Annotated in this window: 18 protein-coding genes and 1 pseudogene; 4 read left to right on the top strand and 15 right to left on the bottom strand. The window is 54.3% G+C overall.

Annotated features, from left to right (window positions below; translation table 11 throughout):
• Positions 1-348: 348 nt before the first annotated feature.
• Positions 349-564, bottom strand: a complete 216-nt coding sequence (locus tag G6L01_RS27835) for a transposase (protein ID WP_233741861.1) — start codon at positions 562-564, stop codon at positions 349-351.
• Between the two features lie 237 nt (positions 565-801).
• On the opposite strand from G6L01_RS27835, the pseudogene G6L01_RS27830 reads away from it, so the two are divergent.
• Positions 802-978, top strand: a pseudogene (locus G6L01_RS27830) (IS110 family transposase); the annotation flags it as partial.
• A gap of 365 nt (positions 979-1,343) precedes the next feature.
• A complete protein-coding gene (locus G6L01_RS27825) occupies positions 1,344-1,625 on the top strand; it encodes a hypothetical protein (RefSeq protein WP_060716591.1) in 282 nt (93 codons plus the stop codon).
• Here the strand turns inward: G6L01_RS27825 and G6L01_RS27820 are convergent.
• From G6L01_RS27820 to virD1, 8 genes are all read right to left on the bottom strand, one after another.
• On the bottom strand, positions 1,622-3,439 hold the full coding sequence (locus G6L01_RS27820) for a hypothetical protein (RefSeq protein WP_060716590.1): 1,818 nt from the start codon (positions 3,437-3,439) through the stop codon (positions 1,622-1,624). The two genes, G6L01_RS27825 and G6L01_RS27820, sit on opposite strands and share 4 nt — an antisense overlap.
• 67 nt (positions 3,440-3,506) lie before the next feature.
• Entirely contained in the window at positions 3,507-5,108 is a 1,602-nt protein-coding gene (locus G6L01_RS27815; RefSeq protein WP_060716589.1) for a VirE2 family protein, read from the bottom strand.
• A gap of 13 nt (positions 5,109-5,121) precedes the next feature.
• Positions 5,122-5,310 carry a hypothetical protein gene (locus G6L01_RS27810; protein WP_060716588.1) on the bottom strand — a complete coding sequence of 63 codons (189 nt, stop codon included), beginning with the start codon at positions 5,308-5,310 and terminating at the stop codon, positions 5,122-5,124.
• 422 nt (positions 5,311-5,732) lie between these two features.
• Entirely contained in the window at positions 5,733-8,246 is a 2,514-nt protein-coding gene (locus G6L01_RS27805; protein WP_070149665.1) for a virA/G regulated protein, read from the bottom strand.
• A gap of 102 nt (positions 8,247-8,348) precedes the next feature.
• Positions 8,349-10,349 carry a type IV secretion system ATPase VirD4 gene (gene virD4 / locus G6L01_RS27800; RefSeq protein WP_060716586.1) on the bottom strand — a complete coding sequence of 667 codons (2,001 nt, stop codon included), beginning with the start codon at positions 10,347-10,349 and terminating at the stop codon, positions 8,349-8,351.
• Between the two features lie 60 nt (positions 10,350-10,409).
• Complete coding sequence (locus tag G6L01_RS27795) at positions 10,410-12,788, bottom strand: hypothetical protein (protein ID WP_060716585.1); 2,379 nt, start codon at positions 12,786-12,788, stop codon at positions 10,410-10,412.
• Positions 12,789-13,113: 325 nt separating this feature from the next.
• Positions 13,114-14,376, bottom strand: coding sequence for a relaxase/mobilization nuclease domain-containing protein (locus G6L01_RS27790; protein ID WP_081088915.1), 1,263 nt, complete (start codon positions 14,374-14,376; stop codon positions 13,114-13,116).
• A gap of 27 nt (positions 14,377-14,403) precedes the next feature.
• A complete protein-coding gene (gene virD1, locus G6L01_RS27785) occupies positions 14,404-14,853 on the bottom strand; it encodes a T-DNA border endonuclease subunit VirD1 (RefSeq protein ID WP_060716583.1) in 450 nt (149 codons plus the stop codon).
• A gap of 261 nt (positions 14,854-15,114) precedes the next feature.
• Here virD1 and G6L01_RS27780 point away from each other — a divergent pair, with 261 nt between their 5' ends.
• A complete protein-coding gene (locus tag G6L01_RS27780; RefSeq protein WP_060716582.1) occupies positions 15,115-15,810 on the top strand; it encodes a conjugal transfer ATPase VirC1 in 696 nt (231 codons plus the stop codon).
• A gap of 2 nt (positions 15,811-15,812) precedes the next feature.
• The gene (locus G6L01_RS27775; protein WP_070149663.1) at positions 15,813-16,415 is read left to right on the top strand and encodes a conjugal transfer protein VirC2; all 603 of its coding nucleotides are present in this window, start codon (positions 15,813-15,815) and stop codon (positions 16,413-16,415) included.
• A 132-nt stretch (positions 16,416-16,547) separates the two neighbouring features.
• Here G6L01_RS27775 and virG read toward each other — a convergent pair whose 3' ends face one another.
• The 6 genes from virG to G6L01_RS27745 all read right to left on the bottom strand — a co-directional run bounded on the left by virG (position 16,548) and on the right by G6L01_RS27745 (position 21,431).
• The gene (gene virG / locus G6L01_RS27770) at positions 16,548-17,237 is read right to left on the bottom strand and encodes a two-component system response regulator VirG (RefSeq protein ID WP_070149667.1); all 690 of its coding nucleotides are present in this window, start codon (positions 17,235-17,237) and stop codon (positions 16,548-16,550) included.
• Between the two features lie 259 nt (positions 17,238-17,496).
• Positions 17,497-18,531, bottom strand: coding sequence for a P-type DNA transfer ATPase VirB11 (virB11, locus tag G6L01_RS27765; RefSeq protein ID WP_070167483.1), 1,035 nt, complete (start codon positions 18,529-18,531; stop codon positions 17,497-17,499).
• Between the two features lie 33 nt (positions 18,532-18,564).
• Entirely contained in the window at positions 18,565-19,689 is a 1,125-nt protein-coding gene (virB10, locus tag G6L01_RS27760; protein WP_070167484.1) for a type IV secretion system protein VirB10, read from the bottom strand.
• Positions 19,686-20,567: a P-type conjugative transfer protein VirB9 gene (gene virB9 / locus G6L01_RS27755; protein ID WP_060716578.1), complete on the bottom strand. Its 882-nt coding sequence runs from the start codon at positions 20,565-20,567 to the stop codon at positions 19,686-19,688. Before virB9 ends, virB10 begins: the two co-directional genes overlap by 4 nt.
• Complete coding sequence (locus tag G6L01_RS27750) at positions 20,564-21,277, bottom strand: type IV secretion system protein VirB8 (protein WP_060716577.1); 714 nt, start codon at positions 21,275-21,277, stop codon at positions 20,564-20,566. The genes virB9 and G6L01_RS27750 overlap by 4 nt, the downstream gene beginning before the upstream one ends.
• Positions 21,264-21,431, bottom strand: coding sequence for a type IV secretion system lipoprotein VirB7 (locus tag G6L01_RS27745; RefSeq protein ID WP_081088913.1), 168 nt, complete (start codon positions 21,429-21,431; stop codon positions 21,264-21,266). Before G6L01_RS27745 ends, G6L01_RS27750 begins: the two co-directional genes overlap by 14 nt.
• Positions 21,432-21,444 lie beyond the last annotated feature (13 nt).

Here is a 21,444-nt window from a genome sequence, read left to right as displayed (position 1 = left end):
GTATTCCCGGCGCTCTGACCCATCCCGACCGTTACGTAATGCTAAAACACTGCCTGCTTTGCAGGCGGTGTTTTAAAGCGCGCCTCAAACCTTGATAATGGTCATAAGAGTTTTTTCTGCCGAGGCACATCTACCGAACATTCTGCCCATATCGGGGCAGAAGTCGAGATCCATTACCGCTGGCATGCGTTTTACGGTCGGCATGTCCGCCGTTACTACGGCGAACATCGCCGCGGATCGGCAGTCGTCGTTGTTGAGCACGAACCTGGAGTGACGACGGCCGTGGAGCGGTGGATGCTCGACCGCGCGATCTGTGCCGCGATGAAGCTGGGAGAGCCGCAGGTATCGCTACAAGCGCTGACGGACCTTGAGCGGGTACTCAAGGATCATGGACTCAGGCAAGTCTTTTCGGATGAACGACCTCCGCCACAAGCGGATCTGGCCAGGATGAACGTCATGCCGGCGCGCCACCTCACCAATGCGAGCACCGGGTTCATCAGCTTCCGCCAGTATCCTCAGCTTCGCCTCGTCCGACCAGCGCCGCCTGCGCTCGGTACCGGACATGATCTCCATGCGAGCCATGAAACCTCTTTGTTCTGGTATTAATGTCAGCACTAATGCTGGTTCGAATGCCAGAACATCGCCTGATTTGCCCGATCAGCAAAAACAGCTCACCGGACGCTCACGCGTCGCTTGCGTCCGGTGAAGCTTCCTTGCAGATCCCGAGGCAATCTGCCCCGGAAGGCGAAGACTGCTCCCGCCGTCACAGGTACGACGCCGTGAACGGTACAAAGTCGACGCATAAGACGTCAGCCGCAATCGGCGCTCGCCGTATGGTTCAAGCAGCGAATGGCGCAAACGGGCGGCCGACATAAGCAGCCAGCGATTGTCGCTCTTGCCCGCAAGCTACTCGTTGCCCTATGGAAATATATCACCGCAGGCGTGGTCATCGAGGGGGCTATCGTGCAGCCTGCCTGATCGTCCACCGTTCAAATTCCGCCATCCTCCAGGATGTGATCAGTCCTGGAAGACCCCAGGTGGGGCGAGCCGATCCACTGTTTGGCATTCAAAACGCCGATATTTAAGTATGGTATCGTCCACCTGAACCCTGTCCGTCGAAAGCAGGATGTTGGTGCTGCTGCTCATCACAGCGACCGTATATAAGCTGGATCCGGCTAGCTCAAAAGCCGCGTCACGCAAGGGTTCACATCTGGAGCAGTCTATCGGAGAAGCCAAGATGCCTCCCTAATCAACACCCTGATTGACAAACCTCATATAAACAGTGGAAAGGCCAGCTCCTTGAGGGGGCGACAGGCGTTTTCCGCGATAGACCCGGCAGCGGAATGCAAAAAAACAATTTTGACTCCCCATCTGCAATTAGAAAGACCCATCTGTTCAGTGTAATGGTGGACGCCGAGTTGATGGGCACCGGTGTTGACCCGGTGAACCCGGACGAAATCAACCTGCTCTACTACATGCCGCTCTTCAGCTTGGTCGCATGGAAGAACCGCGTACGGATCATGGTGGCGACCAAGGCCCTTATCGCATCAAGCCTGGCAAGGCGGTCTCAGCCCGCAGCTCCGCTGGCGGAAGGCTCGAGCTGCTTGGTATGTGAATCCGTCTAGAGTGAAAAACCTCGTGACGCCGAGCGTTCTCGACTCCGCGAATTTTCAGGAGTGTTGAGCTCCCGCGGTTCGACCGTCTGCGAAGAAACAGGTAGCGGTATACCAAGCAACTCATTCAGCAACGCTTCCTGTTCCGAGCCTGTCAGGTGGTCGACTCGCGAGGGAGATGCTGGTCTAAATTCTGAAAGGCGCGACAATTCCGGTTCGCCGAATAATGCTTGTGGATCGATGGAGGCGTTAGTCAAGCGATCACGTCCCACATGCCCCTCCGAAGGTTCATGGACCAAGCTCTCCGCCACAGAGCTTTCTGGCAAGGATGTACCAGGGTTATCGTACCCAAGCCCGTCGCCATTATGTGCTGGCAGAGTCGGGACTGGCACACTCTGCAGGAGGTTCAACAGCTCCTGGTGTCCTTGATCTAACGCATGACTGTTCGGCACTAACGGCACCGACTGGCCCTGAGAATCCACCTTTTTTGCCGGTTCTCGCACACCGGATAACACGTGTGACGATGCCTCGAGTTTGCCCTGCCCCTCTATTCCCTCCAACTGAAGAGGAGCCGGAACCTTTGATTCCGGATAAGTTGGCGAGAACTGATGTTCCACAGGCTCCGACAGGCTTGTTCCCGCTTGCACTCCGGTTTGATTGTGGTGCGGGAGAATGTGCAACGCTCGGCTATCGTCCAAAGTCACCACTCTCGCTTGACGATCTGGAGTCGGGAATTTGGAAGCAGCCTCGCGCTCCTGCCAAGCCTGCTTATGACGGACGGACTCTGACGCGCGCAGTGTCTGGGCGTCGTGTTCTTGCTCATTTAGCCCCCGCAGCCTCCGTTGAACTGTCACGCCAAGTATTTTTTTCGAAACTTTAATCACCTGATCGCTCAGGTATTCGGCTTCATTTTTATAAAGCTTGCCGAAAGTATGTTTAGTGCCTTTCAGTTCCCCTGTGGCGTCGTCGTAGATCGCCGATCTCTTATTGAACAGCCGCCGGTGACTTAAGATATCTCGGCCCAGTTCATTACCTTCCTTGTCCAGGAGAGATCTATAAGATTTGCTGAAAGTGCCCCCAAGTTTCCGAATCTTTGTATATGAGGTATTGTGATCTTCCGATTTTGTTGAATTCTTGGAAAAACCAAGTCCTTTGCGAGCGATAAGTTCAAGATTACCTTTGTCGTCCCGCTCAAATGTTTCCCGTTTGGAACCTACTTGTCGGGTTAGTTTGCGATAAAGTCTGTTCTCTCGTCCACTGCGGTAAGGCGCAGTCATCTCTTCGGACGTGGCCTGAAACAGCCGCCGGTTGAGCCTGCCTCGGTTGACATACCGTGTACGGATCAGGGTGTCGTTTTCGTCCCGCTCCCATTTTTCCTCAAAACGTCCGTCTCTATGTTTTACATGCTTTGTACGAAGAGTGCCGTCCTCACCGTATTGATGCCTGGTAACACTTGCCCACGTCTTCCTTTCGTGAAGACTCAAATAAAACGCTCCTGTCTCCAGGTTACGCTTCAAAACTTTCATGTTTTTTCTTAGTAGGCCGTGCTCGCGCGTCAATTCTCTTGCGTTGTCAACTCGCAGCCTTTTATTTCCGAGAAGTTTATAGCTGATTTCACCCCGAAAGCTGGCGCCCAACTTGTCGACGAGCCGAATATCCGCAGCGTATTTTTGCTTCTTCTGCGGAGCTTCGAACCGCCCGCGCCGCTTCATTGCCTTCTCTTCCGTAAGCACCGCGTTGCGCATTTGCTCAACCAGGCGCTGAGTAGCGCGGCGCATGTCGATTGTAGGGGATTTCGCGACCGTTTTCTTTGTGATGTTGACCATGACTAAGCTCTTTCAATCAGATGCTTGTGACGTGACAAGTCTCATTGCCGGCGCGGCAGTAGCAAAGTCACAGGCTGTTTTCAGTTTGGCCCCGCGGCCGACTTTCGTAGCTCCGACGGCTATCAATGATCGGTCGGGAAGTGGGCTCTGGGCGGACAAAATCACGTGAATACTTATCGGCGGGACCGCCAAGCAGTTGGGCAGCGTCCTCTGGCAGCTTCATCATAAGGCGCTTATATTCCGCAGCGCTCGTATAGGTGCCGGTCCGCTGGCTTTTTTCATTGCGATCCGCAATGAGCACATCTTTATCCGTCAGCTGCTGCACTTTGTCCGGAGAGAGGTCTCGAATGTCGCGTAGATCCGCGCCATTCGAAGCAATCACCGCTGCCTGCTCGGTAAACCGTTCAAACTTGACGGTGTTCGCATGGCTTTGTCGGCCCATCGAAAGGGGCAATCCGACTCGGCCCATCAACTGCGTGAAGTGTTCGGGATCGGAATATTCCAGTCTGGGAGGTGTCATATAACGGTTTCCGTCGCGAGCAAGGACTTGAACGCGATCCCATAATTCTCCCTTTTTCAACGCTAGCGCCCAGGGGGAATTGGGTGCGTTGTGCATCAGGAAACCAACACTAACCAAGCGATCGCGAGTCATCCCGCCGCTCCCGTCTGGCTGCCGTCCCATATTGACCGTCGCGAGCGGCAATTGTTTGTTGTGGGCTCGATTCTCTCCTGCAAACTCGGCAAAGCGTACATCCGCGCTGCCTTTTTCCCATGCTTCCAAGTATTTGGAATCATGCATAATACCTGACTTCGACCTAAGCTTGATCTCGGTGTCGTTGCCATATTGGGCCTTTATGGTGCGTTGGAATTCATCGAAGGGTTTATTCGCATAGTTGTCACCTGCGAACCTGTAGACGAAATGGATATCGTTTTGCGGAGTCTTGATCAGAATGTCAGGGAGCAGCGATCCTGCCTGGAATTCGTGTTCATAGCGCTTTTGAACTTCTCTGCGGCCATATTTCTCTGTTTGTATATACCGATCTTCTGGCTTCAATCTGTAGTTTTGATCAAGCTTTATATTTTTATCTGTCTGATAAAAAATATTGGTACCCGTGATACCCATCTCGGCATGAGCGCGATTCCACACTTCCAGCTTGTGTTGAAAACGCGATTTTGTATCGAGTTCCTGCGGAGCGGCAATCCTTTCAAATGCGAGCGGCGGCGGAAAGTAGTTGCCTGCTCCGTCCCTGTAGAGACGGCAGCTCGCATTAAATTCCGCCTTGGTCGGTAGATGTTCGAGGTTACCTTTAGTGACACCGGCGACCGCGTCACCTCCGGTTTGTCGGACAAGAATATACTCATCTGGCCGCCGGTCGTGACCCGGCAATGCCATGTTTGCAAACAAGCTGGATAAATCATTGTGTGTGTCAGCTTGCGTAAGGTGGGAGCTCGTCTCATGCAGACGGGACTCGAGGCTTTCAGTCTGAGCGGAGCTGCTGCCGTGGTCGCCAAACTCGTGGGTTTCTTGGCTACTCACCATCTCGAAATCGTTGGTCGTGTCGGAATTGACTATCTTCTGCCGCTTGGTGGAACCGTCATTGGCAGTTTCGATGCTGTGCACGCCCACTACGACGCTGTTTTCATCACTGCCTTCACTGTTCGGATTCATTATCGAACTCCTTTCAGTCAGCCAGGTCTTCGTTGGGAAGCGGGCACTGATGAACAAAATTCTCCAGCTCGATCATGTCGAGGTCCAACTGTGTGAAACCGCTTGGTTCGTGATTATCGGTCTTTTTCTGTTGGATTTCTCGATGTGTCTCGGGCGACGAGGAATTGCTGCTATTGCTGGGATTGAGTTTGACTATCGCCATTTTTGTTCTCCTGCAGGGCAGAGCCCGGCTCCTGTTGATTGCTGCTCCAGTCAATCACGGTCATTCGTGAACGGTTGCTCTACGTGGCGGTGCCGATTAACTCAGCGACACGGGGCGCGAGTCGTCCGATGGCCAGTCGTGACAGCCTGTTGATCTCTCCGGATTCCTGTGCCAGCAGGTCTTTCCTGCAGCATAATTCAGAGTCCGGATGGAAATCGACAACATGTCGAAACTACCATCCGGGACCAAATTGTTGAACGGGTTTATCGTTTCATCTGTAACCCTCGTTCAGCTTTGCGCGATCTGGTAGTTCTCATGCGAAAAGGGCAAACGGCCAAGCACAGATATCTTCGACGCGATTTTCCGGAGAGGATCGGCACGCGGTGGCCTGCAGATATCGGTTGGTCATTCCTGTACCACCGTCAGCGCTGAAAGAGGCTTCGTCGGCCTCGCTCGCGCGGATCATACTCCCGCCGTTCGTCTGGCAACTCAGCCGTATTATAGTGTTCCGCGCTTTGCGACTGAGCTTTCAAAGGCGCCGCCCCTATCAAACTGGCGGTTCGGTCCAACGCGGAGACGAGTTCCTTTCTCTTTTGCCGTACACTGAGCGAGCTGGTCTCAAGTTTCATCTTGAAATCGTACAGGGCCAGGAACTCTCCATAGACTTCACGTTCACGATCGCGCGTTGGCCATTGTCCGGTCAGTGCAGTCTCGCGCGCGAGTACAGCTTCTGTCTGCCCACGAGGCCCAAGATGAAGCACTGGCGGCTCTTGCTCTTTGCTGGGAGGTGACAGCAGGGGATCACGGCTTACCGTATAATTGTAGCTGGTTGTTGCGACACGAATTGGCATAGTAACGCTGTCGGACGATACGCTTTGCAGGCCATCCTTGGCGAGTTGGTGTGCGTAACCCAGTTGATTCAACTGATATCCGTTTGAAGCCGCTGCACCTTCAGCAGACGCGACAGGGTCTGACAAGGTTGCTCGTTGATCTGAGCGATAACTGGAATCATCTGTCCATCCACGCCCAACTAGCCCGCTTCGCCTCCATCCAGTTCCAACATGCTGCCGATGAAGCTCTTTACATTCAAGATAGGCAGGCATTGGCCTTTCGAGACGACGGCCTTCTTTCGTTCTGCGTAAAACTTCGTGGACCACCTTAAAGCCAAAAATGTGCTCCGACTCGAATTGTCCAGTCTCGGTAGCGAGCCGCGCCCGTTCGTTCCTACGACTTCCGTATGTGCCGATATTATCGCCTCTCGGGCAACTGGATCGGACTGGCGGAACAACTTGTCCGCCTTCGTCGGACGCTGTTCCTTTCGTACCGGGATTCAGCCCTTGGAGAGCCCCGTTTCCAGTCAAGTGGCTTTTGAAGCCGAGCCTCTTTATCTTGCCTCCGCCATTGAGAGCATGGCCACTGGCAATTGTGTTCTCCCGACACGCGTTCAGTCCAGAAAGTTCAACATGAGCTGCGCTCCGCATCTCCGACCGTAGGCACGTCCCGGGCCCTGTCTGACACGTTTCTTTTGAAGTTTTTTCACATCTGTGGGCCGGTCGATTGAGATCAAGCTTACCCAAAGTGCGCTTGGCCTCACTTGGGGAAGTCGATCGCGAAGGCGAGTTGAGCTCCTCGACTTCCTCAAATGGGTCATGTTCATCGCGAATCCAAGCCGAAGGGTCAAGTTCCAACAAACGCGCGTTCACCACCAAATTCTGCCACCGCGGTTGAGCAGGCTGCCTCCACCTTGCGTATGCCCGGAGTTCCGCGTTTCCCAGCGCAATCCCGTCATAAAAGAAAGCTGAGTTGGTTTCTTCTCCAGGCGCCAAACTTGAGATCGAGGAATCCTGTACCGCAGCGAGGCGGGCATCCAGGATTAGATCTTCCCATGAGGGTCGTTCGGGCTTGTCCCAGTTCTCGTACACGTCACGCTCGGGCGCTCCGAGTGTCACTCCATCATACACAAAGGATGCACGAGCGTCCTGCGCACCGTCAATTGGGGAGCCCAACATGCCCTCCAATTCGTCAGGTGGAAGTTCCTTTCCTGCTTCAAGACTTTCGTTCTCACACGAGGTCCGATCAGACTGGTTTAATTCAGCAACGCGTGCGTTCACGACGAGATCTTCCCATCCGGGCTGCGCGGGCTCCAGCCACCTTTCATATGCCAGGCGTTCCCCCTCACCCAGCGGGATCCCTTCGTACTCAAAGACCGAAGCGCCTCCCGATTCATGGAACCAGGCGGACCTGTCAATAGCATCAAGACGCGCGTCTATTATCAGGTCTCTCCACGAAGGTGGTTCCGGTTTGCTCCAGTTGTCATATACTTCGCGCTCGGGTGAGCTGAGCCTCATCCCATCATAGTAAAATGATGCAGGGACACTCTCGTCTTGGTCTATTGAGCCTTTCCGCTTGCGCTTGGGCGCATCGGACCGGAACTCCGTGCTTCTTTCAGGGGGATCGCGCTCATGCGAAACTGAAGCAGACGGGTGTAGTTCTGCAATGCGAGCGTTCACAACGAGCTCTTGCCACCCCGGCTGTCCGGGCTCCGGCCATTCCTCGTAGACACGTCGTTCTCCTTCCCCCAGAGGAACACCCTCATAGACAAAAACCGACGAGGTCGTTTGTCTGCCATCGAAATTCCAAGCGGAACTGTCGATATCATTAAGACGGGCACTCAGCACGAGGTCTTTCCACGTCGGTCGGCCCGTTTCATTCCAGGCCTCGTATGCCGACCGCTCTGCAGCGCCCAGTCTCATTCCATCGTAAAAGAAAGATGCAGATGATTCTTCCCAGCGATCCGTTTGACTGCCAGATGAGGAGCCAGCACAACGGTTCCTGAACTCCTTGGGACGAAGGACAGGGTTAACTCCGGAGTGAACGTCGGGCGAGGATCTAGCCGACGCGGTGAGCCCAATTTTTGAATTTCCCGGCGGGTTCATGGCGATGTTTCATCAATCTGCAAACTTCGTTGGTCATGAATTCACGAACTGGCATCTAACGGCGCTCACAAGGCTCGATCGGAAATGTCGTCACAACGCATTTCAAGTGTCAGGCGCAATTTCACCGCGTCGCTGGAGCGAAATGATCTGCTCGAGGAGCTCGCGTTGCGCCAATAGTGCTGGAGCTATTTCCGGAGGCATCTCGGACACAGGTTCGGCGGCGGCGGAACCGCTGCACTCGCCAATGTCACCAACTTCGTTTGACCCAGGGTAAACCTCCATCCCAATTGCGACACTATCCTCTCCATCAACCATGGTTTTACTCAGGGAAGTATCGGCTTCTCCATAGTCTGTCGGTTCGATCTGCACCGCCTCTAGCATAGTGGTGCCAGTTGCTCGTTGACTGAGATTGTCGCCAAAGAGATTCGTGTCTTCCGGGAGCATCAAAGATGCGGGCTCGGGAAGGGAACCCGCTTGGCTTTCGAAAATCCGCTTCAACATGAAATCGGAATAATATCGCACCTTCCGGAGTTTGAGAGGAGGCTGGCCCTTGATAAGGACTATTTCGTAGTTGTCGTCGAGCAGGCGGACTTGTTCGGGTCGCAAAAGAGGAGCACCCTGATCGGAGATCTGGATGTTATGATCAAACATGCGAGCTTGGCTGTATGACGTTGAGCGAGCCTGGAACGTGTATTCGCCGATAGCTTTAGAAATGTAGGTTGGTGTCTCGTCGTCAGCCGTAGCCATGAATACCTGCACGCCCGTATTGCTGAGGAAATTTTGCTTGCCGGCCTCATCATAAGTTCCGGTCAAGGCCGACAGACTCTGTATAATAAACATGAAGCGGCCCTTATAACCGGCAATCGTGGTGATTGCCGTTTCCACCGCTTCCAGCTTGCCCAAATGCTTGAACTCGTCGAGGAGAAACAGGACCTCATGCCGTTCATCCTTAACAGGCAGCGTTCGCTGAAGGATTGACACAACCTGCTGAAAGAGGAGGCGCATCAACGGCGCTACGACCTCAAGATCATTTGGGCTGACACAAAGATAAATGCAGGTCCTCTTCCGACGTAGGTCGTAAACGGAAAAATCGGATTGACTTGTCGCTGCTTTGACCAGCGGATCGGCCCAAAGATTGAGCCCGCCGTCGCCGAGCACCGATGTATAGGATGTCAGAATTTTGGTGTCATTTCCTGCCATGTTGTCGAATATGCGCTGAGCCTCTTTGTTTTGGGTTTCCTCCGCGAGTTTAGCAAAAAGCTTGTATTTCTCGCCCGGCTGAGCAAATAGGTCGTAAACGGAACCGATTGTGGGTGTGCCGCGCTCAATGCAGCTCAGGATGCCTGCAACGAAAAGATCCCTTGCGCCGTCAATGAAACCTTCTGCTCCCTTGCCCTTGGCTGTGATAAGATTGGCGGCGAGGCGGCGCGTTTCGGTAAAGCGCCGCTCGGGTGGCAACGCGGCGATATCCAGTACAGGATTGTAGCAGTGCGTTCGCCGCTCTGGATCTAACGGTGAGAACTTGAAAACCGCGTCGCCGCTCGATTTACGCGCTCGCGACGTGAGTTCAAAAAGCTCACCCTTCACATCCAAAGCAATCACCGAGCCCTGAAAGGTTAGCAATGTCGGAATAACGACGCCAACGCCCTTACCGGCGCGGGTTGGCGCGACAATAAGGCTGTGAGGTTGGTCTCCATTGGTTAGATAGCTTCCGAACCAGCGCGGCCCACATATCTTTCCGAAGATGGGGCCCTTGATGCGACTGTATCGCTGGAGGTAGCCGGCGTATCGCATTTCGCCAACCCCGGCCCAGCGAGCAGTTCCGTGATGCTCGGGATCGCGCATCGATAGGAATAGTTGGCACAGCAGTATGAACGCGGAGGTGGCAAATATAATCGCCAATCCGTGATAGAAGATGGGGCTTGCGTATCCCAAATAAGGTGGTGCCTCGTACAAGAACGCGAAAACGCTGAACGTCATCATCGCTTCGCCAGTAAAGCCATGGCGGAATGTTGCATAGAGACTTGCCGCGCAAAACCCAGCGACCAGTGAACATACTATGCTTATAGCTAGGCGTATTGGCGTGTACTTGCCTGAATTCATCACGTGACCACGCTTCGATCCCCTATCGGAAAGGGCAACTTGTTGTGCGGATAGCTGAAACTACCGCCCATAGTCTTCACGCATACGGGATTCCCTCGTATCAAGCGGCGCGTCGCGGCTGTGTCCGCTGCGACCCACGGATTGCGCCCCGGTGCGATCGGTAGGTTGCGCGCGATTTGCGCCGGGCATGATGTCGCGGACATTTTTTACGCTTGAAGTTTCAGGGTTATCGGCGTGGTCGAAGACATGAGCGGGATGTATGAACTTGGCAAAAAGGTCTTCGGCGCCATCCGCCGCTCTGGAATTATACGTCGCCGGCGTCATGTAAGCGTTGTCTGGTGATTTGAGCCAAACATTCTCCGTGCCATACGTGTTCGTCACAGTGGCAAGTTTTTCCAGCCTGAGGAGCTTTGGCCAAAACGCAAAGAAGGTTCCACCACGATGCTGAACCATCACCTCCGGATTGTGCACACCTGCCTGTAGCGGGAACTCATAGTCATGATCGCTGACTCGTGGTCCAGCAGGTGTATTATAGTGATATTGCCTATCGGTCTTCAGCCTGCTGAAAGTGTTCTCGGAAAGACCGAGCGCCTTCATTCGTTCGAGATACTTTTGGGGACCGAGATGCAAAAGAAGCTGATTTCGGGGCATATAAGATGTTTGTGCGCCATCCACTTTTTTGACCAGGATCACACTGTTGTCCAAGTCCTCCGCAATGGGCCACTTCCCTTTTCTTTCAAATATTTGTCGGCATGTCTCAAAGAGCACGACATGCTCCCACGGATGGGGCCACGGGGGAACTGGCTCGTTCCCGATCAGCAGGTTATCACCAATATGTTCAGCATCAAAAATCGTATGGGTTGACGGGTGCCGCGGCTGGTAAGCTTGGGACGTGCTGAGGTCTGGCCGAACCTCATCTCCTAACGCGACCTTTTGTTTCCCCTTTTCAAAAGCTATGTTAACACGCGATGCTTCGCTGATATGCGAGGGCTCTACGGTGCTCAAGCCAGGAAGGTCCTTGCGGATCGCTTGTGATGATCCAGGCGCGCGTTCGATGCTCGTTTCCGGGGCAATAGTGGGCGAACCCACTTTCTCGAAAGCCTCATTCAAGCTGACCCCATGGAAATCGCCTGTAACATCCCGCGCGGAGCGAGGTCTCTTGGAATGCGTTTCAGATAGTGCGTCGATTCTAGCCAGTTCCTCGTCGGTCAAATCGGGGAAGTCATCGGATTTTGCTTCTGGTGGGCTAAATTCAAGCCGAGAACCCTCCCGATGGACCGCAGGGCTTGCACGCAGCTCGTCGGCACCCGCAGCAAAATCCACTCGCGAGAGAACATTATCCGGCATGACCGGATGAATATTGGGTGCAACATCCCGTTTCGAAGTGGTGCGAGGTTCAGATAGTGCGTCGATTCTCGCCAGTTCCTCATCGGTCAAATCGGGGAAGTCATCGAACTTTCCTTCTGGTGGGTTCAACTCGAGCCGAGAACCCTCCCGATGGACCGCAGGGATTGCACGCAGCTCGTCGGCACCCACAGCAAAATCCACTCGCGAGAGAACATTATCCGGCATGACCGCATGAATATCGGATGCAGAATTCCCCTTCGAAGTGGTGCGAGTTTCAGATAGTGCGTCGATTCTAGCCAGTTCCTCGTCGGTCAAATCGGGGAAGTCATCGAAGCGCTCTTGCCGCGGCCTCACAGCTTGAACCGAACTTTCATGGATCGATCCTGAAACTGTTTGGCCATCGAGCTCGTTCCGCTCGTCGGAATCGTCAGTGTTAACGTCTTCGAGGATTTGGGTGCTTGCAATGCTGGGGGACCCTGCGTCAGTGCTTGAATCCCCAGCGGCTATGTTAGCAGGAAAACTCTGAGTACTGTGTCCATAAGGCGAAGCACTATCGTCAAACTCATGAAGGTCATCTAACCCCGGCCATGAGGAAAGTTGTGGAGTCGACGGAACGCTGTTAGCCGCCCCCTCATTATCCCTGTCGTCTTCGATCGCGTATGGCGCAGCGTCGAATGTTTCTTCAGGTTGCCCCTCTCCTGCAATGACGGTGTCCAGACTTGAAACCAACGTGGTTGTGTCAACAGGAAGCGTCGAAATTTCATGTTGAGGTTCCGAATAACTCTCTTCAATCTCCTCGAGATCATCCAGCCCCATCACAGACGCGTGCGACCCTTGCGACCTGGGCGCCGTAGTCGCGCCTTCCTCCACAGTCAGAGGTCTTGCAATCATATTGATCTCGTTTTCTGAGGGGGCGCGCTGCTTCGCAACGGATTCACTATCGTCACCAGACTGCTCATCTTCGCGTGATCGCTTTGTTCCTCCTTTGCGAAAACGTGACGATGGAGTCGCTTCGCGGCGGCCTTCGGCGGCGTATTCCTGTTCAGTCTCACGCAAGTATTGCCTTGTCGCACGAAGATACCGTTCGCTCATCGGTAAATCTGCAGGTCCGCCCGCGGGAGCCTCGGTTGATCTCAGTGGGATTCCGGCATGGGTATTCCGGACATGGGCTGCTGGCCCCTGATTTGCGGTTGAAGTACCCGGAAGGTCGGGTAGGCCGCCAGAAATTGGTGATCGTGAGAAACCAGTTGTTGTCATGGGGTCCGTGCCGTCTTGTCGGACAGCGGTCGATCGTGGTGTGAGCGGGACTGGTACAGTTCTGGCTCCTGGGCTATTCGAAGTCACGGGAGCGGAGCTGCTGAAGTCTCGACGGAACTCTTCGTCTGCCATAATTTAGTTCCTTTCCACCTTCGATGTCTCATCCATCCTGGCTGCGCCCATCTCTTGCACGCTTGCGAACGCTCGGTTCGGCGTCATCATCGCGTGGACGCTTAGAATTTGGTTCTCCCTGCCGCGGCCGATCGGCTGGAGGCGGCAACAGGTCTGCTGCGCTGTTGGTCTGTCCAGGGGCCCGCAGAGGAGTTGATTCAACAGGCTCTATCGGCGATGTATCCGGATCGTCCCGGTCCTCCCCTACGCCGGTGTGGGCCCTCCCCGCCTCAAGATTGTTCACCCTAATGCGCTTTGCGCCGCTCTGCTCTTCCTCGTCACGGCGAGACCGTTTTGGATGAAGCCGTTGCCGATCGTCACGTTTGCTTGTTGTGCGCGTGACGGGTTCTATTGCCAGGCGGCGAGGACCAGAACGCCCCTCAAGGTTCCGCCCGGTGTCTCCGGCGACACTGGGAGAGCCGTTCTTCAAATTGTGATCGCGCCCATCGGCTTCAGAGCTGCGCGGTTGAGCATCGTAGCCAGACGCCGACTGCAGACGCCCGTTTCGTGCCGAGCCTTCTGGCATATTTGGGAGTGGCTCACCGTGCGAAGAATCGAAAGATCGTTTCAGTTCCCGGTGAGTTCCTCCCGGCGACCACGATTCGACATCAAAATCCTCGAAACGATCTTGTTCGGCCTGTTCGCGCTCGATACGGCGATATTCTGCATACGTGATTGGCCGCTCGGTAATGCCACGTTCTGCTCGCGAGGTTGCGTCAAGAACAATGCCGTGGCGAAGCGATATCTCTGCCATCCTGACACGCAATGCGTCGTAATTGAGGTGGGGGTGGCGTCGGGATATTTTCAGCCATTCCCGCCCAAAAAGCTCCCGTCGGTTGACCACGACATGCAGATGCGGATGATCGCGATCTGTATGAAAGCTTGTAAGATAGTTGTAGCGGCCGCCACCATTGCCTGACCCAAACATGTCGGCCGCCCATTCGCGGCTTGCTGCATGAGCCGACGTAGGATCCGTACCTGGGGGGAAGCTTACGATAATGTGCGTGGTTAAGTCCTGTTGCCTTTGCTCGTCCGGCAGGCTCTCGTCATAATTTCCGGTCTCCAGAACCCAGCTCCGAGCAAACCTGGTAATTTGATCAGGCGGTAGCGGAATATCGAGGTGCCGGGCTGAGAGCCGGAGCTCCAACTTGCCCTTCCTGGAGAGATATTCCCACTGATTAATAACCTGCTGAATGGTTTTAGTTCCGCCCCTAGGCACAATTCGAATGACAACCTGAGCTGGATCGGCCATCCCGCACCCTCCTAAGCAGGCGCAACATCAATGCTGCGGAGCATCTTTAAGCATTGAGCACCCATCTATCCGTCGTCGTGATACGGATAAGATGGAACGGAGCAAGCCATCGAGATCAGCGAAAGCCATACCGAAAGCGATGCGTTCATCTCGCAGAGCCTCCAAATCCATTTCCGGACGTTCGGCATAGGCGGAAAGCAGCGCCGAGATATTGTTTGAAAGCGTTCCTATTGAATGAAGTATTGCCTCCATTTTCTGACGGGTCTCGGCTTCAATTTCGAGGAAGCCGCCAATGCGGCGTACCGCGACTCGTATGGCCATACTGTCGGAGAGCCCGAGCAACCGTGCCTGGCTGGAAAAACTCTCGTACTCGGCCAATCGCAAACGCGCGCTCACGACTTTGAAGCTCTCAATCTTCACACTTTCATACGAGGCGGTGGCGACGCCATTCGAGGTGGGCGTGCTGTTTTGCGACATAGCTTCCTCCACTGAAGGATGGAAAGATCTAGTTTTTTCGCGGAACCACCGCGTTGGCAAAGTCAATAACTAGTGCTCAAAACGATCGCAATCAAGAATAAAAGAGGAATACTGCATAGTCTATCGTTACATCTGCAATTTATATGAAACGAATCTGAAATATAAAATCGCGTGAACCAGCATACCTTTCATGCTATTCGTGCGAATACATGAACCAACAGAAATACAATTTGTCATCACCCGCGATACGGCAGGAATCACATGAAACTACTTACATTTTGCTCATTCAAGGGAGGCGCTGGCAAAACGACTGCGCTTATGGGTCTCTGTGCCGCCTTTGCAAACAGCGGTCGACGAGTGGCTCTATTGGACGCGGACGAGAACCGACCACTCAGGCGATGGAAGGAAAATGCTATACGAAGCAACACTTGGGATCCTCTCTGTGAAGTTTATAGCGCAGAGGAAATGTCGCTTCTCGAAGCGGGATATGAGGAGGCCGAGCGCCAGGGTTTCGACTATGCGCTAGCGGATACACATGGTGGTTCGAGCGAACTCAACAATACGATTATCGCTAGCTCAGACATGCTTTTGATCCCGACTATGTTAACGCCGCTTGATGTTGATGAAGCACTTTCAACTTATCGCTATGTGATCGAGCTCTTGTTGAGCGAGAACCTGACGATTCCAACGGCCGTGTTACGCCAGCGCATGCCGGTCGGCCGCCTCACCGCCTCGCAACGGGCAATGTCAGACATGCTAGAGAACCTCCCCGTCGTTCAGTCGCCCATGCACGAGAGAGATGCATTCGCGGCGATGAAAGAACGGGGCATGTTGCATCTAACGCTGCTGAATACGAAAACCGATCCAACGATGCGCCTCATCGAGCGGAACCTCAGGATCGCAATGGATGAACTCGTCGTCCTTTCACACTTGATCGGCGATGCCTTGGAGACCTGAAAATGGGAATTCGCAAACCCGTTTTGTCGGTAGAGAAGGCTAGGCAGCTTGCTGTTGCTCGAACCGAGACAGTACGGCCTCTCCTGCCGATAGCAGCCCCCAACTTGGCCGTTTCGCAGTTTTCCACCGATATCGATCTGGCGCCGCGTCAAAGTCGGCCAGCCGCAACCAGACATGATCATCCCGATCAGCATCCAACGCCTACGGTCGATGCCCTTAGCGCGCCTGCAGGTTCCGAGAAGGTACAAGTGTTTCTTTCGGCCCGTCCGCCTGCGCCAGATGTATCGGCGGTTTATGACAACCTTATCCGTCAATACAGCCCTTGCAAATCGCTGCAAATGATCTTGCGCCGAGCGCTCAGCGATTTCGAGATAATGCTGGCCGATGGATCGTTTCGTGCCGCGCCGAAAAGCTATCCGGTCCGTGATATCACCCCTGAAAAGTCCATCCTTGTTCAGACCTCCCGTATGTTCCCGGTGTCGCTGCTCCAAGTCGCTCGCAGTCATTTTGATCCCGTGGGACTAGAGACCGCGCGGGCCTTCGGACAGAAGCTCGCCACTGCGGCGCTGGCATCCTTCTTTGCTGGCGAAAAGACCCGCCGTTGACCTCTTAAGAATGACGCGACAGGCCGCCCGAAGGCGGATCGTTTGCAGGTGTGGCCAGGAAAGTTTGTCCCTGGCAGTCGGATCAACCAAGCGAATTGTGACACACTACGATAACGCGAAAATTCGGGTCCGTCAGGCGGCGATTACCCCGCCGTAAGAGATATTCACATCCGCGTCAAAAAAATAGCCGGCACCCCGCGCTGTTTTGATCAACTTTGGGTTTGTCGAATCCCGCTCAAGTTTCCGGCGCAGCCTCAATATGAGAACATCAATGCTCCTGTCATATACTTCCTCCTCACGCACGCGACACGCGATGAGAAGCTGCTCACGGGACAGGACATCACCTGGCTTTTCAAGGAAAGCGACGAGAAGATTGAACTCCCCTGCGGTAAGTTTCACCTCGCTACCCTGTGTGGACATCAAACGGCGTTGCCTGAGACTAAGTGTCCAGTCAGCGAAACAAAACAAGCGCCGGTCTTTGGTTCGCACCACATTGGGTCGCACGCGCAACGCAACACGGAGGCGCGCCAGGAACTCGCGTGTTCCAAAAGGTTTTGCGATAAAATCGGTTGCCCCCAGTTCGAGCGCAACAACTTTGTCTGCCTCCTCAAGGCGATCGCCGCTGATGATTATAATCGGAACATCGGATTTTGTGGCCAGACTGCGGACGATCTCAAGTCCGTCTTCACGCCCTAAATTGAGATCGACGACGACCACGTCGACCGTCTCAGACGACATTACGCGGTTGAATTGTTGACTGTCTGATACGGCAGTGACCTTCAACGCGTGGACCGTAAGACACTCAGTGATAAGATGGCGCATGGCGGCATCGTCATCGATGACAAGAACGTGTTTCAACAGTTTACCTTTCAATTCCCGATTCTGTGGAACTCACAGTATCTAGACAAGCAAAGGCTGTACGCATCGTACCGCTCGTCAATTTTCTCTCGCTATACGGATACTTCGGCAAATTTTCGGCTAAACCGCGCATGACAATGCTAACGGCTTGTTTCAGTTTGATGACAAAGGTTGCTCCGACTTGACGCTGCAAAAGGCGGAGCCAGGATTTTGGCATGGATATCTAGTGCTGGTTTAGAAGATCTCCTATCGTTTCGCCGCGCCGGCGGGCATCGGCCGCGAGCCATATTTCGCCAACTTCGTAGACATCGCAGTAGGCGCGGAACGGGACGATGACATCAATTGCCGTTGCGAGCATGTCGATTAGCGTGCGATCTTCCAAGCTGGCCCCCTGGGCGCTGCTCTTCACCAGCGAAAACAGCTTTTTGAAGCCTTGGACGGGATTTGCCCCATGTATGGTTGAAATCGACCCGGGATGTCCTGAGACGACTTCACTCAGGTAGGCCCACGCGGCATCGTCACGCATCTCACCCAGCAGTATTCGATCAGGCCGCATCCGAAGACTTGCCTGGAGCAGTTGTTCCGCAGTCACAGCACCCAGTCCGACCCCATTCTTGGAGTAGAGCAGCCTGACATGATTCTCATGGGGAATGACGAGTTCGAGCGTATCTTCAATGGTGATCAGCCTTTCTTGCGGCGGAATAGCACTGATCAAGGTCTTGCTCATTGTTGTCTTGCCACTTCCAGTGGGACCGCAAAGCAACATTGTCAACTTACCGACGACGCATGCACGCAAGAATGATTCCAGATCGCCGCTGTCGTAGTGTCGAAGAATATCTTCGTCTTGTCGATCTTGGCACGTTTTCCGCATCCGCCACTTGTTCCACTGGCGAGCATCGTAACGAGACGAGACTTCGCCCAGTCCCGAAACGCGAATGCTTGGCCGTCGAATCGTCAAGCTCACCGTGTCCGATGGGACCGTTGGCGGCAAACAAATTTGTATTCGTTCGCCGCCGGGGAGTTCAGCGGCGCAAAGAGGATTGCGCGAGCCGACATCTTGTTTGCGCGATGCGCCCGCTAAAATGGCGATATCTTCGAGATCATCATAAGAGAGGGGTAAAGAGAACTTAGTGAAAACCCCTGCCTGGCGTACAAATGCTTCCCCAGGCCGATTTATCGCCACTTCTTCAGTCTTCGGATCATCGAGCCATTTCAAGACGGGATTGAGAAGGAAGCGCAATTGCGGATTTACTGCCATGTGTGCATCTCCGATGCTTTGGCTATCTGAGAATTAACGCCGATGCCAACTCTTCGCCAATCCACCAGTTATGTGAAGCTGGTAGATGTCTGAGAAATCCAGGTCCCGTGCTACGAAGATGGAGACGGTATCACCCTGATTCTTCTTCAAGGTTGGGGGAATGTTTATGGTCGCCCTCAGGGCTGTGTCGGCCGCTTGTTCACCGTTATTTTGAAAACTGTTGAAGCTGGTCCCGCCATCCGAACTGCCAGCGTAATGACTTGCCGCTTGCACGGCGCCCTGGACGACGCTCAGGAGCATAGCCCCACCGAAACGCTTCCAGAAGTGGTTGTCGACCGTGCCTGGCAGTCCGGATCGGCCAAGTTCGTCAGCACCCGGAGAAAAAAGAGAAACGACGGCGTGAGCCGGCGTCTCGGCGCGATTCCAGAGAACAAAAACACGGGCATCTCCCTGTTGCAGCCCATGCTGGATTTCGCCCACCACGGTCGTGCCGCGATCCAGGAGCACAACATTGCCGGTTGCTCCGCGTATGTCCCCGGGCAGCACACATTTTACATAGCCTGCCAGGTTTGTATCAATGGCTGTTTGCAGTATGCAGGGAATGATCGTCCCTTGCGTAACTGTGAAATCGGGGTGCGGCAAAAGCGCAGCACGGCTGGGTTCCAACACGGTGGGGTTCATGCGGATTGAAAGATCGTTTTCAGCAGACGCCTCAGACTCCGGTAATGAGCTGGATTTCCTATTATCCTCCCCGTCGCTGTGAATATCGGCGTTCCGCGTAGGTTTGTCACTCTGATCACTTCCGCTATAGGCAAAGATTGGTGTTTCTTCCGGCCGCACTTCGTTGTGTTCTCGCTGATGTTGATCGGGCGGAGAGGTTGCCTCAGTGGTTGGCTGGGAAGCCGTAGGGTTTGAGGGGATGTCAATCGGCGTCGGCCGAAAAGGCTTGGTGTTGGCGTCGATCATTGTGTCTGGGGGAGAGGGCTCGGTCTTTTTCTTTGGACGCGCACCAAGCCAAATCAGACCCAACGACAGTACGAGAACCAGACCGGCAACAACAAGCTTCTGCGATCCCGAAAGACGTCGGCGATGAGGATCGGAGACCAGAGATGCCGATGCATCTATAGCTGCTCCAGGTTGAGAGTTGACTTCATTCATCGCCTCGCCCCCTTCAGCACGCGCATTACATCGGGTCTGACCGTACCAGTCCCAGTCTTTCGTCCGATGGCGTCATATGCTTTATTCCAGATGCACAGCACGGTATGACCGTCCCGCAGACGCCACTCCCGGGCGACCGAGGCGACCTCCACGTAGTCTCCTTTAACTGAGTAGTTGGCAGTGGCTTCCTTCCCATCTGGATTGACGACGTAGATCGAAGGTACACGCACGTTTCCGGGAAAGCGGAATGTCGTGGTAGATCCGTTGTCGAAGACCTCGAGCGGCCCCAGCGAACGGTTTCCTTGGGCAACATAGTTCCAATTTTTTGCACCCGGGACGCCGGTTGCTGTCGGCTGATCCAACAAGTCCTGTGCTCGATGCTGGTATTGTGTTTGCGCTCTTAGCCTGCCCGCCAGCTCTCTCTGTTCTGTCTCTTTTCGGCGAGCAGCGGCAGCATCGGCGGGATAAGTGAATTGCACGCTGTAGTAGAGATCGGGCGTCTCTTTATCGAGACGAGACATCGTCTTTGTCGTGAGGCTGAAAACATAGCGCCGCATTCCTGCGTCGCTTGCAGTCAGCACTATGACGGGCTGTGGCTGGAGGACCTTGCTTGCCTTGAAGAACAGATAATTGCCGCGGGGCAGAGCCGCGAGGTCCTTGCTGTTGGAAACGGCGACGGCTGTCACGGTCTCGTTGGCACCGAATGTTACGACCACGGTGGCCCCAACAGCGGTTGAAAGGTGCACAACCTGATCAGGGTTGTAGGCGAGATAGCGCATTCGTGGATCTTGGGTGCCGACCGCTGGCGTGTCTTCCGCCTTCGCCCCGCTCGTAACAAAAAGCACACAGGCCAGTGCCAAAAACAGAAGCTTGGTCATTGCTGGCTCCGCGTCGCGTTCGAAACCGTATCTTCCGAGGTTTGATAGGAGGTGACAATTAAACCGCCTGGATTGGTCAGCCTCAGTCGGCTTGGCAAGTTCGTCAGTTTTTCATAGCGGACTGTTGCGGTCCAGGTGGTTACTATGGGAGTCTGCCCGTCTATGAGGAGGGCGCGTTTGTAACGGATCTGCTGCACACCCGGCATGATCTCATTTGAGCCGATATGGTCGACTTCCAGCTTTCCGCGCTTGCCGATTATGGTTTGGGGCGAGCTTGGATTGGGATAGTTGAAGAATTGCTGATAATCTTGGCGCACAGTTGGAGCACTGAAGTCCGAGACCAGATCATAGGCATATTGGGCTGTATCCGCCGTATAGCCTTCGCGCAGACGGACATACTCCCACAAAGATGCATTAATAACTGCTTGCTCCTGCGTTGCAGGCAAGCGCGAAATAGACACTTCACTGTCAATCGTACCGTCAGGGCGTACCCACAGATAGACTGGCACAAGTTTGTTCAGTGGGACCATCGTGGCGATAGCGAAAGCCTGCGCCACATTTCCCACGACCGCGACAATTGCCATAGCGCCCAAGGCTCTGGAAATTCGCCGAGCTGATTTGGCACGCGCAGATTGAAACGCTTGTACTTGCTTATAGTGGTCCGCCAATGCTTCCCGCTCTACCAGCAGGGCATGTTCAGGGTCCTTCATTTGCTCCTCCCGCGTTTCCAGGCTGAAGGTCCGGCTGAGCAGGCTGCCATCGCCCGACGTTCAGCGGGAATATGGGCCCCTTGGGGCTCGCCAACTGGTCATGTGATTGACAAGACGCCAGGCCGAGGATCAGAAAGAGCAGACAATATCTCATAGGATTCCTCCAT

Source organism: Agrobacterium vitis (genome assembly GCF_013337045.2).
Classification (GTDB): domain Bacteria; phylum Pseudomonadota; class Alphaproteobacteria; order Rhizobiales; family Rhizobiaceae; genus Allorhizobium; species Allorhizobium vitis_B.
This window is presented reverse-complemented; position numbering and strand designations above follow the sequence as displayed.